Source organism: Sphingobium sp. FG11 (genome assembly GCF_057809915.1).
In genome coordinates this window covers 82,132-105,036 of the sequence record NZ_JBMDKW010000004.1, presented here as the reverse complement: position 1 = coordinate 105,036, position 22,905 = coordinate 82,132, and the positions used below count along the sequence as shown (strand labels likewise).

Below are 22,905 nucleotides of genomic sequence, written 5' to 3'. Positions count from 1 at the left end.
TATATATGAGTCGTCCCGTTGATCCCGATGCCGTCTTTGCCGCGCTGGCCGATCCGACCCGCCGCGCGATATTGGCGCGGCTGGCGCAGGGGGAAGCGACGGTCAATGATCTCGTCGCGCCGTTCGATCTGGCCCAGCCGACCATTTCCCGGCATTTGAAAGTGCTGGAGGCCGCCGGACTTGTATCGCGCGGGCGCGACAAACAGCGTCGGCCGGTACGGCTTAACGCCGCGCCGCTCGCCGAAGTGGCCGCCTGGATCGAACAGTATCGCGCGTTTTGGGAGGCCAGCTACGACCAGCTTGCCGATTATGTGCAGACCCTGAAGGAGGAACGAGAATGAGCGCGGAACAGGATGCGCGGTCCATCACCATCGTCCGCGAACTGGACGCGCCGCCGGAGATCGTCTTTCTGGCGCACAGCAAGCCTGAGCATGTGAAGCGCTGGTTCGGGCCGAAGGGCTGGCCGCTGACTTTGTGCGAGATGGATTTCCGCATCGGCGGCAAATGGCGCTTCGCCATGACGGGGCCGGATGGGAAGCAGAATCCGGCCTTTGGCGGCACTTATCTGGAGATCGAGCCGAACCGCAAGATCGTGCTGGACAATGCTTTCGAGCTTCCGGGGGCGGAAACGATGATTATGTCCACGCTGCTGGAGCCGCTGCCGGGCGGGAGGACGCGGCTGGTCCATCATACGATCTTCGCCAACCTCGCCATGCATGCGACGCATATCGGGGCAGGGTTTGAATCCGGCACTAATTCGGCATTCGATCAGTTGGGGATGGTCGTTGCCGAACTGAAGGGGCGCTGAGCGGAACCATTTATGTCCGTGATGTTTCTGACGCATCGGTGCAAAATTGCCATGAAGGGGGCTTCATGATTCGTCATTTGCGTTATGCGGGCGCGGTCACGCTCGCCATGCTGCTGGCTCCTGCCGCGCAGGCGCAGGATGAGCGCGATCTGTGCGCCGATCGCCCCGGCCTCGGCACGCCTGCCTGCACGCTCGATCCTGGCCGGTTCCAGATCGAACTCGGCCTTGGCGACTGGACGCATGATAGAGATGCTTCGACCCGGACCGACATGGTGACGACGGGCGATGCCCTATTGCGTTTCGGCCTGACCGACAGTCTGGAAGGTCAGATCGGCTGGGCCGCTTACGGTCATGTACGCGAGCGGGACCGGATGACCGGGGAGATCGTGAAGCAGGACGGCGTCGGAGACTTCACGCTGGCCTTGCGGCAAAACCTGCACAATCCGGACGGTTCCGGCTTTTCCATTGCGGTCATGCCCTATGCCACGCTGCCCGTGGGCGGGTCGGCCATCGGCGCGGGCGATTGGGGCGCTGGAATCCTGATCCCGCTATCGTTCGAACTGGGCAAGGGCCTGTCGCTCGCTTTCACGCCAGAGATCGACGCCGCTGTCGATGGCGACCGCAAGGGGCGGCATTTGGCCTATGGCAATGTCGTCGGTCTCGACGTCGCAATAAGCAAGGCGGTCTCCGCCACGCTGGAAGCATCGGCGATGCGGGACGATGACCCGGACGGCCATTCGACCGAGGCGCTGGCGGGGCTTTCGTTCGCCTGGCAGCCGTCGAAGACCATGCAGTTCGACATCGGCGCCAATATCGGCCTGAATCACGATAGCCCGGACCGGGAAATCTATCTGGGCGTCGTGCGCCGGTTTTAGACGCGTCTACCTCGCCCGCATCCTCAGCGCGCTTCGTGGTTCGCCGCCACCGCCTGCGCCACCGCCTGCATCAACGCCCAGCGGGTCGGAATCGGGACTCTGGTACTGCCGATCATCACCGCCACAGCATAGCTGGTGCCATCGGGCGCGGTCATGATGCCAACATCGTTGAAGCCGGTGGAGCGGCCACCCAGTTCCTGCCCCGTGCCGGTCTTGTGCATATAGCGCCAGCTGTGCGGCACCCCGCCCTTGATCCGCTGCGGGCCGGTCTTGGCTTCTTCCATGATCGACATGAGCAGGCTGCTCGACGCGCTCGACAGCATGTCATTCTGTTTCAGCTTGGCGAGCGCCTGCACGATCGAGGCGGGCGCGGCGCCATCTGGCGGGCTGGCGAGATAATTGTCGAGCGCACGCTGCCGCGCCGCCATCGGCAGACGGTCGCGCGCGGCGTAGAAATTGCGGCCGATCGCATAATCCTGCCGCCATTCGAGGCCGGCCGTCGTCGCCTGAAGCAGCCGCTCGCCGGGACCGAAGCGGATGTCCCGGATCATCCGCCGCGCGAGAAAGGCGCGCACCGCATCGGGGCCTCCTGCAGCGCGAAGCAGCGTGTCATTGGCGGTATTGTCGCTCTGCGTCATCGCGCGGCGCATCAGATCGGCATAGGTGGTGGTCCATCCCCTGTTGCCGACCAAAGCCGCGCTTGGCTGATGGAACAGGGTCAGGTCGCTGCGGGTGATGGTGGCGCTGTCGGCGAGGCGGATCTTGCCGCGATCCACCGCGTCGAGAAACGTCATCGACACCCATAATTTCGATACGCTCTGCTGCGGGAAAAGCTGGTTGCCATTATAGGCGACGGTCCAGTCGCTGCCCACGCGTTTGACCGCGATGCCGACATGACCGCTAAAGCTTTGACCGAGATTGCGGATGACGCTGACCAGCGCGGGCGAAGGCGTTTCGCGCTGGTCGATATCCTCGAAGGGGAGGGGCGGATTGGCGACGGTCCGGATCGGGAACGTAGCCGTTTTTGGCTGAACCGTGCCACTGTCCCGCGCCTGCGCGCGCGGCGGCTCGGGAGCGCTGACGCAGGCGGAAAGCGCCGCGATCAACAAAATAAGACGGGCCGAACTGCCGCCTTCAGGGCGTTTGCCGCGCCCAAATTCCATTCGCTTCATCGAAGTCCCCGCATATTCCATTCCAGATAGAGCCAATGGTTCCCTTTTGGACAGGGGCGATGCGACGAATGATTCCCCTTTTGCGATGTAAGGAGCCTGAACGAACAGGGGTGCGAGGGCGACTTGCCGTTAGGCGGCAGCGCTGCGACACGGGGACGATGATCGACAAAGACCTGACTCGGCGAGCGTTACTGATGGCCGCCGCAGCCGTAACGGGCGGGCGGATGTTACCCGCGCTTGCCGCCATGACCGCGCCGTTCCAGTCGTCCCGTATCGCGGTCAGCGTCACGGGCCGGGGGCGCGACGTGCTGTTGATTCCGGGGCTGGCCAGCGGACCGGACGTCTGGAACCGGCAGGTCGCGGCATTATCCGGGTTCCGCTGGCACCGCATTCATGTGCGCGGCTTTGCCGACCTCGCGCCACAAGCCAATGCCGAAGGCCCCCTGATCCAGCCGCTGGCGGATGAGATTGCGCGCTATGTCAGGGAGAAGGCGCTCGTTCGCCCCGCGATCGTCGGCCATTCGATGGGCGGGACGCTCGCCATGATGCTGGGCGCGCGCGGCACTGCGGGGCGGCTGATGGTGGTCGATATGCTGCCCGCCGGTGCGGCGATGCTGGGCGGGACGGCGAGCGGCATGGGCTTTATCGCCGATCAGCTTGGCCAATATTTCACAGGGACGCAGGCCGGGCGCGCCTATCTCGCGCAGATCGTGGCGCAAGCGCCGGGCGCCAGGGGCAGCAATCCGGCGGTCATCGCCAATGCGCTGCGCGATCTCGCGAATATCGACCTCACGCCCCGGCTTGCAAGGATCGATGCGCCGCTGGAGGTGGTCTATGCCGTGGGTGCGGACAAGGCGCAGGCGGCGGATATCATGCGCCGCTTTCGAACGGCCTATGCGGCCGCGCGGCGCGCAACGTTGCTGCCGATCGGACCGAGCGGCCATATGATCATGGCGGACCAGCCGTCACGGTTTACCGCCACGTTGCGTGCCTTTCTGGCCGAATAATAGCGGCTTTACTTGAAATTTCGGCGTCAATGGACTTTAGATCGCTCCAGGAAAGTGGGGCGTTATGACGGGAAGTTTATTGCTGATCGCGCAAGCGATACTGTATTTCGCCGTCATGGCTGCATTGTTCAGGGCGCGGCACGCCATGGGGCTGGGCGTATTCGTCTGCGCGCTGGGGGTCATGCACTTCCTTGAGACTTATCTCGCGGCTGTTTTCTTCATTCAACTACCGTTCGGGCTGATTTCGCCGGGTTCGACCGTGATGTTCGCCGGCAAGCTGGCGATGATCCTGATGCTGTATATCCGCGAGGATGCGGAAACGGTGCGGCAGCCCATATATGGCCTGCTGGTCGGCAACTGCCTGATGGTCGGGCTAGCGGCGGTCCTGCGTTTCTATACGCCGATGGCGCTGCCCGGCGGGGATCAGCCGGACCTTGGCCTGCTGGACCAGCTGGGTGCGCTGATGATCTGGGGCACGCTGGTCCTGTTCATCGACAGTATCGCGATCATCCTGCTCTACGAACGGCTGGAACGGATGTTCAGCGGGTCGCTGATGTGGCGCGCGGCCGTGTCGCTGACGATCATCCTGACCTTCGATCAGCTGGCGTTTTTCGCAGGATTGCATGTGATCGCGGGTACGCCGGCGGCGGCGCTCATCGGGGGATGGGTCGCGAAGATGGCGGCGGCGTTGCTGTATGCGGGCCTCATCAGCATCTATATTCATTTCTACGAGCAGTCCGGTGACAGCGACTCCCATCCTGAGGGGCGGACGCTGGCCGATATCTTCGCCAAGCTGACCTATCGCCATCGCTACAAGGCGCTGCTGGAAAAATCCGGGATCGACGCGCTTACGGGATTGCTCGACCGGGGCCGGTTCGAAGCGATGGCCCAGTCGAGCGTCGCGCGATCGATGAGCGAGCATCGGCCCATTAGCCTTGCCATCGTCGATGTCGATCATTTCAAGCAGATCAACGACCGCTATGGGCATGTCATGGGCGATGATGTGTTGCGGCAGGTGGCGCAGGCGTTGCGCGGCAGCGTGCGCGCCGGGGACCGGATATTCCGCTATGGCGGCGAGGAGTTCATCGTGCTGTGCGAGGGCATGTCGCATGAAACGGCGCTGACCCATGCCGAACGGTTGCGGGCGGCGGTGCCGGCGGCATTCGCGGGAACGCTTGCGATCGTGCCGACGGTCAGCATCGGGGTCGCGACCGCGCCCGGCGATGGCGGCGACCTGATGGAACTGGTGCGCCATGCCGACTTCCATCTCTACGAGGCGAAGAAGGGCGGTCGCAACCGCGTCGTCGGCAATGATCCGGCCGATCGCAAACGGCCGACCGACATCATCACTTAGAGCATTTTCGAAGCGGATGGGATTATGTGCTGGCTCGGAAAATGCGGAAAACAAAAGATAAATAGAGCATGATCCGGCTCAATCTGATCGGATCATGCTCTAGGGCGTCAGCACCGTATCGACCGCTTGGGGCAACATGGCGGGATAATCGAGCGTATAGTGCAGACCCCGGCTTTCCTTGCGCTTGAGGGCGGAGCGCACCACCAGTCGCGCCACTTCCAGCAGGTTGCGCAATTCGATCAGGTCGGGCGTCACGCGGAAATTGCCATAATAATCGTCCACCTCCTGCGCCAGCAGGGCGACGCGGTGCTGCGCCCGCTCCAGCCGCTTGGTCGTGCGGACGATGCCGACATAATCCCACATGAAGCGGCGAATTTCTTTCCAGTTATGCTGGACGATCACTTCTTCATCGCTGTTGGTGACGCGGCTTTCGTCCCACGGGCGAATGGGCGGCGGTGGTGGCAGCGCGTCCCAGTTGGCGCGGATATGCTTGGCCGCCGCTTCGCCGAACACGAAACATTCGAGCAGCGAGTTGGACGCAAGCCGGTTGGCGCCGTGCAGGCCGCTTTCGGTGACTTCGCCCGCCGCATAGAGGCCGGGCAGGTCGGTGCGACCGTCGAGATCGATGATGACGCCGCCGCAGGTATAATGTTGCGCCGGGACGACGGGGATCGGCTCCTTTGTGATGTCGATATCAAGGTCGAGCAGGCGGCTGTAGATGGTGGGGAAATGCTGCCGCACGAACGCAGGGTCCTTGTGACTGATGTCCAGATGGACATAGTCGAGGCCGAGCCGCTTGATCTCATGATCGATCGCGCGCGCCACCACATCGCGCGGCGCGAGTTCGGCGCGGTGATCGAATCGGTCCATGAAGCGCTCGCCACCGCCCGGCACGCCGGGGGGCAGTTTCAGATGCCCGCCTTCGCCGCGCACCGCTTCAGTAATCAGGAAATTCTTGACCTCCAGATTATAGAGGCAGGTCGGGTGGAACTGGTTCATCTCCATGTTGGAAACGCGGCAGCCCGCCCGCCACGCCATGGCGATGCCGTCGCCGGTCGCGCCGCGCGGCGCGGTGGAGAAAAGATAGGTCCGGCCCGCCCCGCCGGTGCACAATATGGTCGCGCGCGCCAGAAAAGCATCGACACGCTTGCTCTGCTTATTGAACGCGTAGACGCCCCAGACATGGCCGTCGCCCGAATAGCGTTCGCCATGGCGGCTGGTGATGAGGTCGATGGCGACCATATCCTCGCATAGCGTGATATTGGGATTGGCGCGCGCTGCCTTGACCAGCGCCTGTTGCACCGCCGCGCCCGTGGCGTCATCGACATGGACGATACGGCGGTGGCTGTGTCCGCCCTCGCGCGTCAGGTGCCAGCGGTCGCCGAAATTCTCGCCGCTTTCTTCATCCAGATTGAACGGCACGCCCAGTTCGGCGAGCCGTTCAATGGCGGCGGGGGCGTGGGAGACGACGAATTCGACCGTCTCGATATTGTTGAGGCCGGCGCCCGCGACCATGGTGTCGTGGACATGCGCCTCGAAACTGTCACCGGCGTCGAGTACAGCAGCGATGCCGCCCTGCGCCCAGTTGGTGGAGCCGCTGTCCAGCGCACCCTTGGCCAGCACCAGTATCTTGCGGTCCTGCGCCAGGTTGATGGCGGCGGTCAGACCCGCCGCGCCGGAGCCGATTATGACGACATCATAGGTGGTGGTAGGCATCGTCTCTCCGGGACTTATCGATCATCCCCTATCCCGAAAGACGGTGGGAGCAAACAGGCTGTTATAGTTTGTTTGGGAATGCGCCGTTAGCGCATCCGCACCGGCCCTCACGGCCTCCAAAATACGCCCTTTCGCGCATTTTCAAACACACTCTTAGGCGGCCGATGTCAGATTGAGGAACACATCTTCCAGATCGGGGTCGCGCGTCACCACATCGACGATGGCGAGGCCGCTTGCCTGCACCGCGCTCAACACCTGCCCGGCATTGGCGCGGTCCTTCATATAAGTGATGGTGAGCGTGCGATCCCCGTTCCGCTCGACTTTTTCGAAACAGGGGTCGGAAGGCGGGGTGACGATGTCGCGATCCACCGTCACCTGCACGACCTTTTCCTGCGCCATCGCGATGAGTTCGCGGGTCGGCTTGTCGGTGATGAGCTTGCCATGATTGATGATGCCGATCCGGTCGCAAAGCTCTTCGGCTTCCTCCAGATAATGCGTCGTCAGGACGATGGTGACGCCGAGCGCGTTCAGTTCGCGGACATAGGCCCAGAGCTGCTGGCGCAACTGCACATCCACGCCTGCGGTCGGTTCGTCCAGCACGAGGATCGGCGGACTGTGCACCATCGCCTTGGCCACCAGCAGCCGCCGCTTCATGCCACCCGACAGCGTGCGGGCGAAGGCGTTAGCCTTGTCCTCCAGATGGACCGCGCGCAGCAATTCCATCGAGCGTCGCCGACTCTTTGGCACGCCATAATAGCCCGCCTGATTCTCCAGTGTTTCGAGCGGCGTGAAGAAGGGATCGAACACGATCTCCTGCGGCACGATGCCGATGGAATTTTTGGCGTTGCGCGGGTTCGCGTCGATATCGAAGCCCCAGATGCGCGCCGTGCCCGATGTCTTGTTGACCAGACCGGCAAGGATATTGATCGTCGTCGATTTGCCCGCGCCATTCGGCCCCAGCAGCCCGTAGATCTGCCCGCGCGGGATGGAAAGCGTCAGGTCGTCCAGCGCAAGCTTGCCCCCCGCATACATCTTCGTCAGGTTGGCGATCTCGATGGCTGGCGGGTGCGGGTCGCTGTCGGTCATGGCTGATCTCTATGGGGATCGGGGGCGGGGAAAGAAAGGGGCCGCCGCGCAAGCGACGAACCTGGGGTCAGAATTCGTCCGCGATGTCCATCAGTCCGAGCAGCTTTCTCGGCGCGACCTGCCGCCAGCCTTCATGCAGCCGTTCGCAGATCTGGTCCCAGTCCGTATCGCCAAGGTCGAGCCTGATCCCGATCCAGCCGTCGCCGAAATAAGGCGGGCGATAATAGCGGACCGGGTCGCTTTCGATCAGCATCGCCTGTTCGTCGGGCGCGGTCGTCTTGACCAGCAGAGCGATGACGCCGTCGCCATGATGATTTTGCGAAAGATAAGCGAATTTCTTGCCTTTGATGATGCCAAAGCACGGCATGCCGTGCGATGTGACCTCATCCACCTGCGGCAGCGCCAGCGCGCGTTCGCGCAGCTTGCCCAGCAGATAATCCGGCGACCGATCGCGCATCACGAATGCCGCCAGCGTGCGCGCATAAAGCTGATGCTCGGCGATCAGGATGCGCGCGGCCAGGCTGTCTTCCGAATCGCCCGGCAGGATCGCGACCGGCGTCTGGCCCAGCACCGGCCCGTCATCCAGTTCGGCGGTGACGATATGGACCGAGCATCCGGCATGGCTGTCGCCCGCCGCGATCGCCTGCGCATGGGTGTTCAGTCCCTTATATTTGGGCAGCAGGCTCGGATGAATGTTGAGCATCCGCCCTTCCCAGTTCGCGACGAATTCCGGTGACAACAGGCGCATATAGCCCGCCAGCGCGACATAGTGCGCGCCCGCCTCGCGCAGCCGGGCGTCGATGATCGCATCGAATTCGGCGCGCTTTAGCCCCTTGTGGCTGTGCGCAAAGGTCGCGATCCCCTCGGCGGCGGCCAGCGTCAGCCCGGCGGCATCTGGATCGTTCGCGGCGACCAGCACGATCTCATAAGGACAATCGGCTGCCTTCGCGGCGTAGAGCAGCGCCGCCATATTCGACCCGCGACCCGAAATGAGGACTGCGACTTTGGCCTTGGTCATCCCTCAACGCCCCTTCGGCTCAACCCAGATGCGTGGCGCTCCAGTCGGCCCGCGCGCTCCATGTCTCGGCGCTGCCCCGCACGGTGCAGCCCTTGTCGCCCGCTTCGACCGACCCGATCCGCACGACGGTTTCACCGGCCGCTTCCAGCGCGGTGGTGACGCCCGCCACATGCTTTTCATCGATGCTCATCACCATGCCGACGCCACAGTTGAAGGTGCGCGCCATTTCTTCCGGCTCGATATGGCCCTGCGCCTGGAGGAAGGCCATCAGGCGCGGTTGTTCCCAGCCATCGGCGTCGACCACGGCATGACAGCCTTCGGGCAGCACGCGGGGGATATTTTCCAGCAGCCCGCCGCCGGTAATATGGGCGAGCGCGTTGATCATGCCCGCGCGCACCAGCGGCAACAGGCTTTTCACATAGATGCGGGTCGGCGCCATCAGCGCGTCGATCAGCAGCACTTCATTGTCGAAAATCGCCGGGCGGTCGAGCTTCCAGCCCTTGTCGGCGGCGAGACGGCGGACCAGCGAGAAGCCGTTGCTGTGCACACCCGAAGATGCGAGGCCGATCAGCACGTCGCCCGCCTTCACCCGCGATCCCGTCAGCGCGCCCGATCGCTCCACCGCACCGACGCAAAAGCCGGCGAGATCGTAATCGCCAGGGCCGTACATGCCCGGCATTTCGGCGGTTTCGCCCCCGATCAGCGCGCATCCGGCCATCCGGCACCCTTCCGCGATGCCAGCGATCACGCGCTCGGCGACGCCGCTTTCCAGCTTGCCGGTGGCGTAATAGTCGAGGAAGAACAGCGGCTCGGCGCCTTGAACGATCAGATCGTTGACGCACATCGCGACCAGATCGATGCCGACACCGTCATGCCGGCCATGATCGATCGCCAGCTTGAGTTTCGTGCCCACGCCGTCATTGGCCGCGACCAGCAGCGGATCGTCATAGCCCGCCGCCTTCAGATCGAAAAAGCCACCGAAGCCGCCAAGCTCCGCATCGGCGCCGGGGCGGCGTGTCGCTTTGGCCAGGGGGGCGATGGCGCGCACCAGCGCATTACCCGCCGCGATGTCGACGCCAGCCTTGGCGTAGCTATAGGATTCGGTCTCGTTCATGGCTCAGCGCCCTAGAGGCTTGACGGATTTTATCAAGGGCGGGGCGGTGGGCGGCAGTGTTCCGGGGTTGGGCCAATGTCGGGCAAGGGCTGTCGATGGCGCTTGGCATGGCGGGCAAATCTCGCCAAAAGGGCGCGCGTGAACCCAGTCCGATCCGTCCTTACGACCCTTCGTCGTCCATCCTTGCCGTCCGGCGCATCCCTTCGCCAGATTCTGCGTCTGCTTGGCAGGCCGGCGCAGATCATCGGCGCGATCATGCTCGGCCTCGTCGCCGCGGCGCTGTTTGCGCAGATGGAGGGCGAACGCGGCGTGCCGCCGATCGCCAGCGGCGGCGATTTCGAAGTGCAGGGCGTCAAGGTGGATGTCGTTGCCAAGGATGCGGACAGCGCTCGCCATGCCGGCTGGCAGCTGGCGCAGCGTCGCGCCTGGCAAATGTTGTGGACTCGCGCCCACGGCGGAACCGGCGCACCCGGCCTGTCCGATTCGCAGCTGGAAGCGATGATCTCCGGCATCGAGATCGAATATGAGCAGGCCGGGCCTAGCCGTTATGTCGCGACGCTCGGCATATTGTTCGATCGCGCGCGCACGGGGCAGTTGCTGGGTGTGTCCGGCAATGTGATGCGCTCGCCGCCATTGCTGGTGCTGCCGATCCTGTGGGATGGCGGTTCGGCGGTCTCCTATGAACGCACCAATGAATGGCAAAAAGCCTGGGCACGCTATCGCACCGGCGACAGCGCGATCGACTATGTCCGCGTCGCCGGGTCGGTCGCCGATCCCATCCTGCTGAATGCGGGGCAGGCCGGCCGTCGCAGCCGCCTGTGGTGGCGGGTTCTGCTCGACCAATATGGCGCGGCCGATGTCGTCATCCCGATCGCCCGGCTCAACCGGCAATGGCCCGGTGGTCCGGTGACGGGCACCTTCACCGCGCGCTATGGCCCGGACAATATGCTGATCGGCAGCTTCGCCCTGCGCGCGACCAGCGACAGCGCGATCCCGGCGATGATGGATGAGGCCGCGCGCCGGGTGGACGAACTATATATCCGCGCGCTCAATGATGGCCGCTTGCGCCCCGACCCGTCGCTCATCATCGAGGAGCCGGTGGACCCTGACGCCTTGGCAATCGAAAATGCCGCCGACCTGCCGGTCGAGACGATCGATCCGGCCGCGGCTACATCGGGTGGCAGCTTCTCGGTTCAGTTCGATACGCCCGACGTCGGATCTGTGAGCGCCGGCGAGGCGGTCGTGCGGTCGATCCCCGGCGTCCGCTTGGCGGCGACGCGCAGTCTGGCGCTGGGCGGTACGTCGGTCATGCAGGTCAGCTTCGATGGCACGGTGGATATGCTGCGCACCGGGCTTGCGGCGCGGGGCTATACCGTCACCGTCAACGGCACGACGCTGCGCATCGCCCGCCGCGCCGCGCCAGCCGCCGCGTCTGGCGCGACCATCGGGGGCCAATGAGCCAGATCAGCCTGCCGTTCGATCGGCCGGAACATGGGGCCGGGGATTTCCTGGTGAGCGAGGCAAACCGGGTCGCCGTGCGGCATCTGGAAGGGTGGCAGGATTGGCCCTTGCCGATCAGCGTACTGACCGGGCCGGGCCGGTCGGGCCGTTCGACGCTAGGCCGCCACTTTGCGGCGATGAGCGGGGGCAGGGTCATCGACGACGCGCAGGGGCAGGATGACCGCGCTCTGTTTCATGCCTGGAACGAAGCCAAGACCGATCACCGCCCGCTGCTGTTGATCGGCGACGATGCGCCTGCCCAATGGACTGTAGCGCTGCCCGACCTGAGATCGCGGCTCGCCGCCGTGCCGCATGTGACGATTGGCGAGCCCGACGAAATGCTCGCCCGCGCGCTGATCGAGCGGGCACTGGGCCGGGCCGGCGCGCGCTATTCGGCTGATTTGCCCGACTGGCTGCTGCACCGAATCGAGCGTAGCTATGGTATGATCGCGGCGGTCACGCGGGCGCTCGATGACGCCGCTTTGTCATCGGGACGCAAGATTTCTGTCCCACTGGCGAAAGAAGCCCTGCAAGCGGCGGGCTTTTTGCCTATAGTTTCGACCGATCCCGCGTCCTGAACCCAGCGAGACCCCAGTGGCCCAAGCCGACATCTCCCCCAGCCTGCCCCAGCCCGGCGACCGCTATTTCAACCGGGAACTGTCCTGGCTGGCATTCAACCAGCGCGTGCTGGAAGAGGCGATGAACCGCGCGCATCCACTGCTGGAGCGGTTGCGCTTCCTGTCGATTTCGGGGGCCAATCTCGACGAATTTTTCAGCGTCCGCGTCGCAGGCCTCAAGGGGCAGCAATTGCAGGATCTCGACATGCGCTCGGCCGATGGGCTGACCCCGGCGCAGCAACTGGCCGCCATTACCGATGAAAGCACCCGGCTGATGGAGGCGCAGCAGAAGGTATGGGGCGCGCTCCATAGTGAACTGCGCGAAGTAGGCATCGACGTGATCGGCCCGGCGAGCGAGCTAAGCCCGGATTGCGAAAGCTGGCTGCGCGAGCATTTTCTGACGCAGATTTTCCCGATCCTCACGCCGCAGGCGCTCGACCCGGCGCACCCCTTTCCCTTCATTCCCAATCAGGGGCTGTCGATCGTCTTCGATCTGGAACGGCTGTCGGACAAACAGCCGATCCGCGAACTGGTGATGATCCCGTCCTCACTCGCCCGCTTCGTGCGCATGCCCGGCGACCCGGCGCGCTTCATGGCGCTCGAAGCGGTGATCCGCCGCATGTCGGGCGAGCTGTTCCCCGGCTATCGCGTCCGCAACAGCGGCGTATTCCGCATCATCCGCGACAGCGACATCGAAATCGAGGAAGAGGCGGAGGATCTGGTCCGCTATTTCCGCAGCGCCATCAAGCGCCGCCGGCGAGGCCGTGTGATCCGCATGGAAATCGAGGCGCGCATTCCCGAGCCGGTCGAGGAAATGCTCCAGGACATGACGCAGGGCCATGAGGCGATCGTCACCGAGGTGGAGGGTTTCGTCGGCATCGGCGATCTGGCGGGCATCGTCGACGCCGATCGCCCCGACCTCAAATTCGAACCCTATGCGCCGCGCTTTCCCGAGCGAATCCGCGAATATGGTGGCGATTGTTTCGCGGCGATCCGGGCGAAGGACATCGTCGTCCATCACCCGTATGAAAGTTTCGACGTCGTCGTCGCCTTTCTGAAACAGGCGGCGCTCGACCCCGATGTCGTTGCGATCAAGCAGACGCTGTATCGTGCGGGCAAGCAATCTGCGGTCATCCGCGCGCTGATCGATGCGGCGGAAGCGGGCAAGTCGGTGACGGCGGTGGTCGAACTGAAAGCTCGCTTCGACGAGGAGCAGAATCTGTTCTGGGCGAACGCGCTGGAACGGGCGGGCGTGCAGGTCGTCTATGGTTTCATCGACTGGAAGACCCATGCCAAGATTTCGATGGTCGTGCGGCGCGAAGGCGAGCATTTCCGTAGCTACTGCCATTTCGGCACCGGCAATTATCATCCCGTGACCGCGCGGATTTACACAGACCTCAGCTTCTTCACTGCCGATCCGCGCTATGGCCGGGACGCGGCGGCGCTGTTCAATTACATCACGGGCTATGTCGAGCCGCAGCGGCTGGAAAAGCTGGTGATGTCGCCGCGCGACTTGCGCGACCGGCTATGCAGCCTGATCGACGCGGAAATCGACCATGTGCGCGCCGGGCGGCCGGGCACGATCTGGGCCAAGATGAATTCGCTGGTCGATCCGGCGCTGATCGAGAAACTCTATGCCGCCAGCAATGCGGGGGTCGAAATCGACCTGATCGTGCGCGGCATCTGTTGTTTGCGGCCGGGCGTTGCGGGCATGTCGGACAATATCCGGGTCCGGTCGGTCGTCGGCCGCTTTCTGGAACATAGCCGCATCGCCGTGTTCGGCAATGGCAAGGCGCTGCCCAATAATGGCGCGCTGGTGTTCATCAGTTCGGCCGACTGGATGCCGCGCAATTTCGACCGGCGAGTCGAATTTCTGCTGCCGGTCGGCAATCCGACCGTGCATGACCAGATTCTCGATCAGGTGATGGTCGCCAATCTCATCGACACCGAACAAAGCTGGGTGCTGGAGGCCGATGGTCATTATCAGCGCGTGGAATCGGGGGACAAGCCGTTCAACCTGCATCGCTATTTCATGACGAACCCGTCGCTGTCGGGTCGTGGCGCGGCGCTGGGCACGGCGGCGGCGGTGCCCACGCTTCGCCTGCGCGGGCGGGGCTGACCCGCGCATGAACTCCATGCTGAGCCGGGTCCGCGCGCTGGCCGAGACCGCCTCATCGCCAGTGCCTGCGACCGCCCGCATGGCGATCATCGACATCGGGTCGAACAGCGTGCGGCTCGTCGTCTATGACGGGCCACGCCGTATCCCCTTCATCCTGTTCAATGAAAAGGTGATGGCGGGCCTTGGCGCCTCGCTTGGCCGCACGGGCCGGATCGAGCCGGAAGCGATGGAGCGGGGGCTGCGCGCCATCGGCCGATTCGCGCATCTGTGCCGTGAAATGGAGGTAGAGGAACTGCGCTGCGTCGCCACGGCCGCGGTGCGTGACGCCGCCAATGGCGCGGAATTCATCGCCCGGACGGAAGCGATGGGCCTCACCGTAGAACTGCTTTCCGGCAGTCAGGAAGCGGTGGCGGCGGCACATGGCGTCCTGTCCGGCATTCCCGGCGCGGACGGCATTGTCGGCGATCTCGGCGGCGGCAGTCTGGAACTGGCGCGCGTGCGGGACGGGACGGTGCATCAAACCATATCGTTGCCGCTCGGCGTGCTGCGCCTGCCGCAGATCCGGGCCAAGGGCGCCGCCGTACTGGAGCGGATGGTGCATAAGATGCTGGCGAAGGCGGGCTGGGCGCCCGAACCGGGCTTGCCCTTTTACCTTGTCGGCGGATCGTGGCGCGCGCTTGCTCGCTTCGACATGCAATTGACCAATTTCCCGCTGCCGGTGGTCCATCAATATGAAATGCCCGCAAGCCGTGCCGAGCAACTGACCCGCATCGTGTCCCATGTCGGCCGGGCGCGGTTGAAGGGCATTCCCGCAATGACCGGCTCGCGCGTGCCGACCCTGCCCGACGCGGCGGCCCTGCTGTCCGTCATGGTGCGGCAACTCGCATCCTCCTCCCTCGTGGTTTCGGCCTACGGTCTGCGCGAGGGGCTGCTCTATGAAGATTTGCCCGCCGATGTCCGCCGGGCAGATCCGCTGCTGGTGGCGGCCGAGGCGGAGGGAGAGGCGCAGGCGCGTTTCCGTGGGCATGGCGACATGATCGAGCGTTGGATCGCTCCGCTGTTTCAGGACGAGGATCATGGCTGGCGGCGAATCCGCAGGGCCGCCTGCCTGCTCGCGGATGTCGGCTGGCGGGCCAATCCCGACTTCCGCGCCGAACGCGGGGTGGAAATCGCGCTGCACGGCAACTGGGTCGGGATCAATGCGGCGGAGCGCGCGGTGCTGGCACAGGCGCTGCACAGCAATTTCGGCGGTGGGCTGACCCCGCCTGCGGGACTGGAGCAGCTCGCGACGCCTGACATTCTGCGCCGCGGTGCGCTGTGGGGCCTCGCCATCCGGTTGGGTCAGCGGCTGTCGGGCGGGGTCGAAGGACCGCTCGCCGCGTCGCGTCTAGAGCTGGACGGGGACATGCTGAGGCTGAGGTTGGGAGGGGCCGATATCGACCTCTATGGCGAGGCGGTGGAGCGCCGCCTGCGTCATGTGGCGCAGGCCATGGGCAAAAGTTACGAGATGACTCCCTGATCTAAGAGTTTGTTTGGAAATGCGCGAGCAAGCGCATTTCGGCCGGTGCGGATGGGCCGCAAGGCGCATTGCCAAACAGACTCTTAGGCCCCCGCCAACTTGCGGCGGCGCGTCATTGGTCCTATGCGCCCGCGCATGACCAGCAAATATGATCCCGATCCCGCGCTGCTTGCCAAGGCCGAAACCCTTGTCGAGGCGCTGCCCTATATGCAGCGCTATGCGGGCCGAACCTTCGTGGTCAAATATGGCGGCCATGCGATGGGCGATCCGGAAGCCGCGCGCGATTTTGCCGAAGATGTCGTGCTGATGAAGGCGGTCGGCATCAATGTCGTCGTCGTTCATGGCGGCGGGCCGCAGATCGGCGCGATGCTGAAAAAGCTGGGGGTCGAATCGAAATTCGTCGGCGGCCTGCGCGTCACTGACGCCGAAACCGCGCAGATTGCCGAAATGGTGCTGGCCGGTTCGATCAACAAGGAAATTGTCGGCTGGATCGCGGGCGCGGGCGGCCGGGCAGTCGGCATTTCGGGCAAGGACGGCGGGCTGGTCCTGTGCGAAAAGGTTGCGGGCCGTCGGGAGGCCGATCCCAATTCGGGCATCGAGCGCAATGTCGATCTGGGGTTCGTGGGCGATCCGGTGTCCGTCGATCGTCGCATCCTCGACACGCTGACGCAGGACGGCATCATCCCCGTCGTCGCGCCGGTGGGTATCGGCGCGGACGGCCACACCTACAACGTCAATGCCGATACGATGGCGGGTGCGATCGCGGCGGACCTCAAGGCGGCGCGCTTCTTCCTGCTGACCGATGTCGCGGGGGTGCTGGACAAACAGGGGCAGTTGCTGACCGATCTCGATCCGGCGGCGATCCATGAACTCCAGTCGGACGGCACGATCACCGGCGGCATGATCCCCAAACTCGAAACCTGCGTGCGGGCAGTCGAGGGCGGCGTGGAGGCGGCGGTCATCCTGGATGGCCGGGTGCCCCATGCGATGCTGCTGGAAATATTCACCGATCGCGGCGCGGGAACGCTGGTGCGGCGCTGATCGCCGCCCATATGGCGTTGGTCGGTCGCGGCTTGTGGGCCGGGGGCGCCCTCGGTTAGAAGCAGCGCATTCAATTTGGAGACGGCATGGCCTACGCGCTCTATCAGATCATCATCATCCTGCTCGACGTGCTGTGGTGGATCATCATCATTCAGGCGATCATGAGCTGGCTGATCGCCTTCAACGTCATCAATACCCATAATGATTTCGTGCGCATGATCATGGTCGCGCTCGACCGGATGACCGCGCCCATTTATAATCCGATCCGCAGAATTCTGCCTGATCTGGGCGCGCTCGACCTGACGCCAATGGTCGTGCTGCTTGCCATCCTGATTATCCGGCAGGCGGTATTGCCGCCCTTGTTCGGGCTGGTTTGACGGTCTGGAGCAGCGACGGCGACGATCTGCTGCTCTCCGTCCGCCTGACCCCCGGCGCGAGGGCTGACGCGGTCGGCGGGTGCTGGACGGATGCGCAGGACGCACAATGGCTTTCCGCCCGCGTTCGCGCGGTGCCGGAAAAGGGCAAGGCCAATATCGCGCTAATCGCCTTGATCGCGCGGGTACTCGATTGGCCGCGCGCCACGATTTCGCTGGAATCGGGCGACACCAACCGGCTAAAGCGGCTGCGGATCAGGGGCGGCGGCGCGGCATCGGCCGCTCTGGTCGCTCTCATTGACGCCATGACCGATCAGGGGACGTAAGGGATGACCATCGGCAAGATTATCGACGGCAAGGCGTTCGCCGCCACGGTGCGCGACAAGGTGGCCGATGGCGTCGTCGCCTTCGTCGCGCAGGCGGGGCGCAAGCCCGGCCTCGCGGTCGTGTTGGTGGGGGAAGACCCGGCCAGCGCCGTCTATGTTCGTAGCAAGGGCAAGATGACGCTCGCCGCCGGCATGGAAAGCTTTGAATTCAAGCTGCCCGCCAGCATCGGCGAAGAGGAACTGCTCGACGTGATCGAGGAGTTGAACGCCGACGAACGGGTCGACGGCATCCTCGTCCAACTGCCCTTGCCCGAGCATATCAACGAGGCGGACGTCATCACCGCCATCGATCCGGCCAAGGATGTCGATGGCTTCCACGTCATCAATGCGGGCAAGCTGGCGACCGGGCAGGACGCGTTCGTGCCCTGTACGCCGCTCGGTTGCATCATGCTGCTGAAAGACGAACTGGGCGATCTGTCGGGGCTGGAGGCGGTGGTCGTCGGCCGCTCCAACATCGTTGGCAAGCCGATGGCGCAATTGCTGCTGGCGGAAAATTGCACCGTCACCATCGCGCATAGCCGCACCCGCGACCTCGCCAGCGTGGTCCATCGCGCTGATATCGTGGTGGCCGCAGTGGGCCGCGCCGAAATGGTGAAGGGCGAATGGATCAGGCCCGGCGCGACCGTGATCGACGTCGGCATCAACCGGATCGCCGATGGGGATGAGGGCAAGACCCGGCTGGTGGGCGACGTCGCCACCGCCGAGGCGCTGGCGCATGTCCGCGCGATTACGCCCGTGCCCGGCGGCGTCGGCCCGATGACGATCGCGGTGCTGCTGCGCAATACGCTGGTCGCGGCCCATGCGCGCGCGGGATTGCCGAAACCGGCGGGCCTGTGACCCGCAAGGGCGTCGCCATCCTTCTCATGGGCCTCGCGTTGACAGGTGCGCGGCCGCCGATGCGCTATCAGCCTGACCCAAGTTCCGTGATCGCCGCCGAGATCGCGTTCAACCGGCTGGCGCAGCAGGAGGGGCAATGGACCGCCTTCCGCGCGACGGCGGACAAGGATGCGGTCCTGTTCATGCCGCAGCGCGTGCCCGCGCAGACCTGGCTCAAGGGCCGGGCCGATCCGCCCGCGTCGATGGCCTGGTCGCCCTCGATCGTCTATGTCTCGTGCGACGGCAATCTGGCCGCGAGCACTGGCAACTGGAAGCGCGCTGACGGCAAAGTCGGTTATTTCACGACGATCTGGCGACGCGACAAAAAAGGCGCGTGGAAATGGATTGCCGACCATGGCGATACGCTAGCGACCCTGCGCGATACGGCCGACGAACTGACGGGTCGGGTCGCGACCTGCAAGCGAGGCACGTCGCCCCCCGATGACAGCCTGACATGGTCGGCGGAAGTCGCCCCCGATGGCAGCCGTCGCGTCATGGTGAAGATGTGGACCGGCGAAACCTATGACACCGTGATCGACGACAAGGTAGGCGCGGGGTCATGAGCGCGCTGTTCGTTTCCGCCTTCATCACCTTGTTCGTGGTGATCGATCCGCTCGGCTGCGCGCCGATCTACGCCAGCCTGACCACGGGCGCGAACGGGGCGCAGAGGCGCGCGATGGCGATCCGGGCGGTCGGCATCGCGGCGGCGATTCTGCTGGTCTTTGCGTTGTGGGGCAAGCAGTTGCTGGGCACGCTGGGGATCGCGCTTGGCAGCTTCCGTATCGCAGGCGGTCTCATGCTGTTCATGATCGCGATGGACATGGTGTTCGAAAAGCGCACCCAGCGGCGCGAGGATCGGGCGCAGAAGGTCGCCGAAACGCCGGAAGTCGAGGATGTCTCTGTATTCCCGATGGCGATGCCGATGATCGCCGGTCCGGGATCCATCGCCACGGTCATGCTGTTGATGTCGCGCGCCAACGGCATGATGGAGCGGGTGGTGGTGATGGGCGCGGTGGCGGTGACGCTGGCGCTCATGCTGGGATCGCTGCTGGCGGCGGGGCCGTTGATGGCGCTGCTCGGCAGCAAGATCGAGGCGGTCATCACCCGGTTGCTGGGGGTGTTGCTGTCCGCGCTGGCGGCCCAATTCGTGATCGACGGGCTAAAGGCGAGCTTTTGAGCCTGCCAGCCAGCTTGGCCGACAGGCTCAGATCAAACGGAGCGTTCCTTACCGCATATCGCCTTCGGTGACGGGAGCGATCTTGATTTCGACGCGACGGTTGGCGGCCTTGCCCTCTTCCGTCGCGTTGGACGCGATCGGCTGGGTCTCGCCAAAGCCGCGCGTCGCGATGCGGGCGGACTGGACGCCGTGGCTCACCAGATAGCCGGCGACCGACTGGGCACGGCGCTCCGACAGCGTCTGGTTATAGGCGTCCGAACCGTCGCTATCGGTGTGGCCATATACGTCGATATAGGTTTTGGGATATTGCGCCAGCACGGACGAGACATTGTTCAGCGTCGGCTGAAACTGCGGCTGCACCGCCGCGTCATTATAAGCGAAGGTGATGCCGGACGGCATGCGCAGGACCAGATTGTCGCCATCGCGAATCACATCCACGCCTGTCCCTGCGGTCTGTTCGCGCAGCTTGCGTTCCTGCCCGTCCATATAGGCGCCGATGCCCGCGCCAGCGACCGCGCCAATGCCCGCACCCAGAATCTTTTCGGTGCGGTCATGCCGCCCGCCTACCAGATCGCCGAGCAGATAACCGCCCAGCGCGCCGCCGATGCCGCCGATCGCCGCTTTGGAAATTGACCGCTGGCCTGTGTTCGGATCGGTCGTGCAAGCCGTGGTGGCGAGCATCGCCGCCAGTCCGGCCGCGCCCATGATCCTGTGAGAAATGCGCATGATATAGTCCCTCTTCTTGTTGACCCGCCGCGAACGGATGCCTCTCCAAATGGTCGAGCAACGGGCTTTGTTCCACAGCCGAACTGAACTGGCGATGAGGCCATGGTTGTGGAAATGAAAGATTTGCGGTTATAGGGGAGGGGACCACCATGGCCACGAACTCCACCCCATCGCTGACGCCCTTTCCCTGGATGGACCTCGTCATCATCCTTGCGCTCGTGGGACTGAACGGCCTGTTCGCCATGTCCGAACTCGCGATCGTGTCCGCGCGCCGGCCGCGATTGCAGGCGATGGAGAAGGCGGGGCGGCGCGGGGCACAGACCGCGTTGATGCTCGCGTCCGATCCGGGCAAGTTCCTGTCCACGGTCCAGATCGGCATCACCCTGATCGGCATCATCGCCGGCGCCTATTCCGGCGCGAGCCTGGGCGGACCGACCGGCCAGCGGTTACAGGCGCTGGGCGTGCCGGCGAATATGGCCGATTCGATGGGCTTTGCGGTGGTCATCGGCCTGACCACCTACGCCTCTCTCATCATCGGCGAACTGGTTCCCAAGCAATTCGCGTTGCGCGCGCCCGAGCCGATCGCTGTGCTGGTCGCCGCGCCGCTGCTGTGGCTGTCGAAGGTCACGGCGCCCATCGTGTGGATTCTCGACGGATCGAGCGCGCTGATCTTCAAGCTGTTGCGGCTCCAGCGCGAATCCGAAAGCCATGTGACGGCGGAAGAACTGCACCTGATCGTGGCCGAGGCGAGCCGGTCGGGCGTGATTGAGGAAAGCGAGCGCGCCATCATTTCCGGCGTCGTGCGGCTGGCCGATCGTCCCGTGCGGGAAGTGATGACGCAGCGGATGGACGTGGACTGGATCGACCTCCACGCCGATGATGCGACCATCCGCGCGCGGCTGCTGGAAACGCCGCATACCCGGCTGCCGGTGGGGCGCGGTTCGGTGGAGGATATCGTCGGCATCGTCCAGGCGCGCGATATTATGACGGCGCTTTTCCGCGGCGAACCGTTGAATCTGGAAGCGTTGATGCGCAAGGGCGAAGTCGTGCCCGATCAGGTCGATGCGATGGACGCGCTGGAGGTGCTGCGGCGCGCCGATGTGCCCATGGTGATGGTCCATGACGAATATGGTCATTTCGAAGGGATCGCGACGCCGGCCGACCTGTTGTCGGCGATCGCGGGACATTTCGCGTCTGATCGCGATGCCTATGACGAGCCGGATCTGGTCGAGCGTGAGGATGGCAGCCTGCTCGTATCGGGGCAGATGCCGGTCGACCTGCTCGCCGAGCGGATCGATATCGCGCTGCCCGAGGATCGCGATTATGCGACCGTTGCCGGTCATGTCCTGTGGCTGCTCAAACGGCTGCCCGAGGTCGGCGACTATGCCGAGGATCAGGGCTGGCGATTTGAGATCGTCGATATGGACGGGCGCAAGATCGACAAGCTGCTGATCGCGGAACGCTAAGCGCGCGGCTCGGGCTGGAACCTTTAAGGTGGCCCGCGTTTCATGCTAACCGGATCAGGTATTCCGTGGAGAGCGGCATTGAGCGACGAAGAGGTGCGCGGCGCCCTGACGAAGGTTCCTGCCGTCACATTGGGCTTCTGGGTCATCAAGATACTGGCTACCACCCTGGGCGAGACCGGGGGCGACAGTGTGACGATGAGCTGGCTGGGTGAAACCACGCCTAACGCAGCGCAATCCTGGCTCAGCGGCTATCTGGTGGGCACGGCGATTTTCGGATTCCTTCTGCTCGGGCTGGTGTGGGCGCAAATTCGCAGCAGGACTTTCCATCCCTGGCTCTATTGGGCGACCATCATCGCATCGACCATGGCCGGTACGACGCTCGCGGATTTCGCCGATCGATCGTTGGGTATCGGCTACATGGGAGGGTCGCTTCTTTTGCTGGCCTGTGTCCTGTCATCGCTGGCCCTTTGGTATCGCAGCGAAGGCAGCATATCGGTCAACAGCGTGGCGGGACCGAAGGCTGAATCCTTTTACTGGATCACGATTACATTATCTCAGACGCTGGGCACGGCGTTGGGCGACTGGATCGCTGACTCGGGCCTCGGCTATTCAGGCGGAGCGCTGGTGTTCGGGGCGGTGCTCGCCGTGGTGACTGCGCTCTATTTCTGGACCTCGGTCTCGCATGTGCTGCTGTTCTGGGCAGCCTTCATCCTGACCCGGCCGCTCGGCGCGACGGTAGGGGATTTTCTGGATAAGCCTGTCGCCAAAGGCGGCCTCGATCTCAGTCGCGCGTGGGCGTCCTGCGTACTGGCGATCGCTATCATCCTGCTGATCCTGGTCATTCCGCAACGGGCGGGACGGCATAGTCATTGAGTGGCTACGCGACCGCCATACCCGAGCGCGCAGACAAAAAGGGCGCGGCAATCGATGCCGCGCCCTTTTTCATTCTCCGCT

General features: G+C 64.3%; 23 protein-coding genes. 17 read left to right on the top strand and 6 right to left on the bottom strand.

Annotation, left to right across the window (positions count from 1 at the left end; translation table 11 throughout):
- The first annotated feature begins 5 nt into the window (after positions 1-5).
- The 3 genes from ACODSN_RS04850 to ACODSN_RS04840 all read left to right on the top strand — a co-directional run bounded on the left by ACODSN_RS04850 (position 6) and on the right by ACODSN_RS04840 (position 1,683).
- Positions 6-341 carry an ArsR/SmtB family transcription factor gene (locus ACODSN_RS04850; protein ID WP_489053571.1) on the top strand — a complete coding sequence of 112 codons (336 nt, stop codon included), beginning with the start codon at positions 6-8 and terminating at the stop codon, positions 339-341.
- Complete coding sequence (locus ACODSN_RS04845) at positions 338-808, top strand: SRPBCC domain-containing protein (RefSeq protein WP_489053570.1); 471 nt, start codon at positions 338-340, stop codon at positions 806-808. Before ACODSN_RS04850 ends, ACODSN_RS04845 begins: the two co-directional genes overlap by 4 nt.
- A gap of 65 nt (positions 809-873) precedes the next feature.
- Positions 874-1,683 carry a transporter gene (locus ACODSN_RS04840; protein ID WP_489053569.1) on the top strand — a complete coding sequence of 270 codons (810 nt, stop codon included), beginning with the start codon at positions 874-876 and terminating at the stop codon, positions 1,681-1,683.
- A gap of 23 nt (positions 1,684-1,706) precedes the next feature.
- Here the strand turns inward: ACODSN_RS04840 and ACODSN_RS04835 are convergent, their stop codons facing one another.
- The gene (locus ACODSN_RS04835; protein WP_489053568.1) at positions 1,707-2,855 is read right to left on the bottom strand and encodes a serine hydrolase; all 1,149 of its coding nucleotides are present in this window, start codon (positions 2,853-2,855) and stop codon (positions 1,707-1,709) included.
- 158 nt (positions 2,856-3,013) lie between these two features.
- On the opposite strand from ACODSN_RS04835, the gene ACODSN_RS04830 reads away from it, so the two are divergent.
- Entirely contained in the window at positions 3,014-3,862 is an 849-nt protein-coding gene (locus ACODSN_RS04830) for an alpha/beta fold hydrolase (RefSeq protein ID WP_489053567.1), read from the top strand.
- A gap of 64 nt (positions 3,863-3,926) precedes the next feature.
- On the top strand, positions 3,927-5,216 hold the full coding sequence (locus tag ACODSN_RS04825) for a GGDEF domain-containing protein (RefSeq protein WP_489053566.1): 1,290 nt from the start codon (positions 3,927-3,929) through the stop codon (positions 5,214-5,216).
- Between the two features lie 99 nt (positions 5,217-5,315).
- On the opposite strand, the gene nadB is transcribed toward ACODSN_RS04825, so the two are convergent.
- From nadB to purM, 4 genes are all read right to left on the bottom strand, one after another.
- Complete coding sequence (nadB, locus tag ACODSN_RS04820) at positions 5,316-6,932, bottom strand: L-aspartate oxidase (protein WP_489053564.1); 1,617 nt, start codon at positions 6,930-6,932, stop codon at positions 5,316-5,318.
- A 153-nt stretch (positions 6,933-7,085) separates the two neighbouring features.
- On the bottom strand, positions 7,086-8,018 hold the full coding sequence (locus ACODSN_RS04815; protein WP_489053563.1) for an ABC transporter ATP-binding protein: 933 nt from the start codon (positions 8,016-8,018) through the stop codon (positions 7,086-7,088).
- A gap of 67 nt (positions 8,019-8,085) precedes the next feature.
- Positions 8,086-9,036, bottom strand: a complete 951-nt coding sequence (gene purN / locus ACODSN_RS04810; protein ID WP_489053562.1) for a phosphoribosylglycinamide formyltransferase — start codon at positions 9,034-9,036, stop codon at positions 8,086-8,088.
- Between the two features lie 19 nt (positions 9,037-9,055).
- Complete coding sequence (gene purM / locus ACODSN_RS04805; protein WP_489053561.1) at positions 9,056-10,150, bottom strand: phosphoribosylformylglycinamidine cyclo-ligase; 1,095 nt, start codon at positions 10,148-10,150, stop codon at positions 9,056-9,058.
- A 255-nt stretch (positions 10,151-10,405) separates the two neighbouring features.
- Here purM and ACODSN_RS04800 point away from each other — a divergent pair, with 255 nt between their 5' ends.
- The 10 genes from ACODSN_RS04800 (at position 10,406) to ACODSN_RS04755 (ending at position 19,759) form a co-directional block, all read left to right on the top strand.
- Positions 10,406-11,608: a heavy-metal-associated domain-containing protein gene (locus ACODSN_RS04800; protein WP_489053764.1), complete on the top strand. Its 1,203-nt coding sequence runs from the start codon at positions 10,406-10,408 to the stop codon at positions 11,606-11,608.
- On the top strand, positions 11,605-12,228 hold the full coding sequence (locus ACODSN_RS04795; RefSeq protein WP_489053560.1) for an HdaA/DnaA family protein: 624 nt from the start codon (positions 11,605-11,607) through the stop codon (positions 12,226-12,228). The genes ACODSN_RS04800 and ACODSN_RS04795 overlap by 4 nt, the downstream gene beginning before the upstream one ends.
- 16 nt (positions 12,229-12,244) lie before the next feature.
- Entirely contained in the window at positions 12,245-14,386 is a 2,142-nt protein-coding gene (locus ACODSN_RS04790) for an RNA degradosome polyphosphate kinase (RefSeq protein WP_489053559.1), read from the top strand.
- A gap of 7 nt (positions 14,387-14,393) precedes the next feature.
- The gene (locus tag ACODSN_RS04785) at positions 14,394-15,905 is read left to right on the top strand and encodes a Ppx/GppA phosphatase family protein (protein WP_489053557.1); all 1,512 of its coding nucleotides are present in this window, start codon (positions 14,394-14,396) and stop codon (positions 15,903-15,905) included.
- A 123-nt stretch (positions 15,906-16,028) separates the two neighbouring features.
- Positions 16,029-16,946, top strand: coding sequence for an acetylglutamate kinase (gene argB, locus ACODSN_RS04780; protein ID WP_489053556.1), 918 nt, complete (start codon positions 16,029-16,031; stop codon positions 16,944-16,946).
- 86 nt (positions 16,947-17,032) lie between these two features.
- Positions 17,033-17,323 carry a YggT family protein gene (locus ACODSN_RS04775; RefSeq protein ID WP_489053555.1) on the top strand — a complete coding sequence of 97 codons (291 nt, stop codon included), beginning with the start codon at positions 17,033-17,035 and terminating at the stop codon, positions 17,321-17,323.
- Positions 17,320-17,646, top strand: coding sequence for a DUF167 domain-containing protein (locus ACODSN_RS04770; RefSeq protein ID WP_489053553.1), 327 nt, complete (start codon positions 17,320-17,322; stop codon positions 17,644-17,646). The genes ACODSN_RS04775 and ACODSN_RS04770 overlap by 4 nt, the downstream gene beginning before the upstream one ends.
- 3 nt (positions 17,647-17,649) lie before the next feature.
- A complete protein-coding gene (gene folD / locus ACODSN_RS04765) occupies positions 17,650-18,543 on the top strand; it encodes a bifunctional methylenetetrahydrofolate dehydrogenase/methenyltetrahydrofolate cyclohydrolase FolD (protein ID WP_489053552.1) in 894 nt (297 codons plus the stop codon).
- Between the two features lie 26 nt (positions 18,544-18,569).
- Positions 18,570-19,145, top strand: coding sequence for a Cif family virulence factor (locus tag ACODSN_RS04760; RefSeq protein ID WP_489053762.1), 576 nt, complete (start codon positions 18,570-18,572; stop codon positions 19,143-19,145).
- Complete coding sequence (locus ACODSN_RS04755; protein ID WP_489053551.1) at positions 19,142-19,759, top strand: MarC family protein; 618 nt, start codon at positions 19,142-19,144, stop codon at positions 19,757-19,759. Before ACODSN_RS04760 ends, ACODSN_RS04755 begins: the two co-directional genes overlap by 4 nt.
- 48 nt (positions 19,760-19,807) lie before the next feature.
- Here the strand turns inward: ACODSN_RS04755 and ACODSN_RS04750 are convergent, their stop codons facing one another.
- Positions 19,808-20,485 carry a YiaD family glycine zipper/OmpA-like lipoprotein gene (locus tag ACODSN_RS04750; protein ID WP_489053550.1) on the bottom strand — a complete coding sequence of 226 codons (678 nt, stop codon included), beginning with the start codon at positions 20,483-20,485 and terminating at the stop codon, positions 19,808-19,810.
- Between the two features lie 149 nt (positions 20,486-20,634).
- Here ACODSN_RS04750 and ACODSN_RS04745 point away from each other — a divergent pair, with 149 nt between their 5' ends.
- Positions 20,635-21,951: a hemolysin family protein gene (locus ACODSN_RS04745; protein WP_489053548.1), complete on the top strand. Its 1,317-nt coding sequence runs from the start codon at positions 20,635-20,637 to the stop codon at positions 21,949-21,951.
- Positions 21,952-22,029: 78 nt separating this feature from the next.
- On the top strand, positions 22,030-22,824 hold the full coding sequence (locus ACODSN_RS04740) for a COG4705 family protein (RefSeq protein WP_489053547.1): 795 nt from the start codon (positions 22,030-22,032) through the stop codon (positions 22,822-22,824).
- The last annotated feature ends 81 nt before the right edge of the window (positions 22,825-22,905 follow it).

Bases quoted from the DNA above. Each gene is read 5' to 3' on its own strand.
- purM (WP_489053561.1), bottom strand. From the start codon at position 10,150: ATGAACGAGACCGAATCCTATAGCTACGCCAAGGCTGGCGTCGACATC.
- ACODSN_RS04775 (WP_489053555.1), top strand. From the start codon at position 17,033: ATGGCCTACGCGCTCTATCAGATCATCATCATCCTGCTCGACGTGCTG.
- ACODSN_RS04785 (WP_489053557.1), top strand. From the start codon at position 14,394: ATGAACTCCATGCTGAGCCGGGTCCGCGCGCTGGCCGAGACCGCCTCA.
- ACODSN_RS04840 (WP_489053569.1), top strand. From the start codon at position 874: ATGATTCGTCATTTGCGTTATGCGGGCGCGGTCACGCTCGCCATGCTG.
- ACODSN_RS04795 (WP_489053560.1), top strand. From the start codon at position 11,605: ATGAGCCAGATCAGCCTGCCGTTCGATCGGCCGGAACATGGGGCCGGG.
- folD (WP_489053552.1), top strand. From the start codon at position 17,650: ATGACCATCGGCAAGATTATCGACGGCAAGGCGTTCGCCGCCACGGTG.
- nadB (WP_489053564.1), bottom strand. From the start codon at position 6,932: ATGCCTACCACCACCTATGATGTCGTCATAATCGGCTCCGGCGCGGCG.
- ACODSN_RS04745 (WP_489053548.1), top strand. From the start codon at position 20,635: ATGGCCACGAACTCCACCCCATCGCTGACGCCCTTTCCCTGGATGGAC.
- ACODSN_RS04760 (WP_489053762.1), top strand. From the start codon at position 18,570: ATGGGCCTCGCGTTGACAGGTGCGCGGCCGCCGATGCGCTATCAGCCT.
- argB (WP_489053556.1), top strand. From the start codon at position 16,029: ATGCGCCCGCGCATGACCAGCAAATATGATCCCGATCCCGCGCTGCTT.
- ACODSN_RS04825 (WP_489053566.1), top strand. From the start codon at position 3,927: ATGACGGGAAGTTTATTGCTGATCGCGCAAGCGATACTGTATTTCGCC.
- ACODSN_RS04835 (WP_489053568.1), bottom strand. From the start codon at position 2,855: ATGAAGCGAATGGAATTTGGGCGCGGCAAACGCCCTGAAGGCGGCAGT.
- ACODSN_RS04800 (WP_489053764.1), top strand. From the start codon at position 10,406: ATGCTCGGCCTCGTCGCCGCGGCGCTGTTTGCGCAGATGGAGGGCGAA.
- ACODSN_RS04830 (WP_489053567.1), top strand. From the start codon at position 3,014: ATGATCGACAAAGACCTGACTCGGCGAGCGTTACTGATGGCCGCCGCA.
- ACODSN_RS04755 (WP_489053551.1), top strand. From the start codon at position 19,142: ATGAGCGCGCTGTTCGTTTCCGCCTTCATCACCTTGTTCGTGGTGATC.
- purN (WP_489053562.1), bottom strand. From the start codon at position 9,036: ATGACCAAGGCCAAAGTCGCAGTCCTCATTTCGGGTCGCGGGTCGAAT.
- ACODSN_RS04815 (WP_489053563.1), bottom strand. From the start codon at position 8,018: ATGACCGACAGCGACCCGCACCCGCCAGCCATCGAGATCGCCAACCTG.
- ACODSN_RS04845 (WP_489053570.1), top strand. From the start codon at position 338: ATGAGCGCGGAACAGGATGCGCGGTCCATCACCATCGTCCGCGAACTG.
- ACODSN_RS04850 (WP_489053571.1), top strand. From the start codon at position 6: ATGAGTCGTCCCGTTGATCCCGATGCCGTCTTTGCCGCGCTGGCCGAT.
- ACODSN_RS04750 (WP_489053550.1), bottom strand. From the start codon at position 20,485: ATGCGCATTTCTCACAGGATCATGGGCGCGGCCGGACTGGCGGCGATG.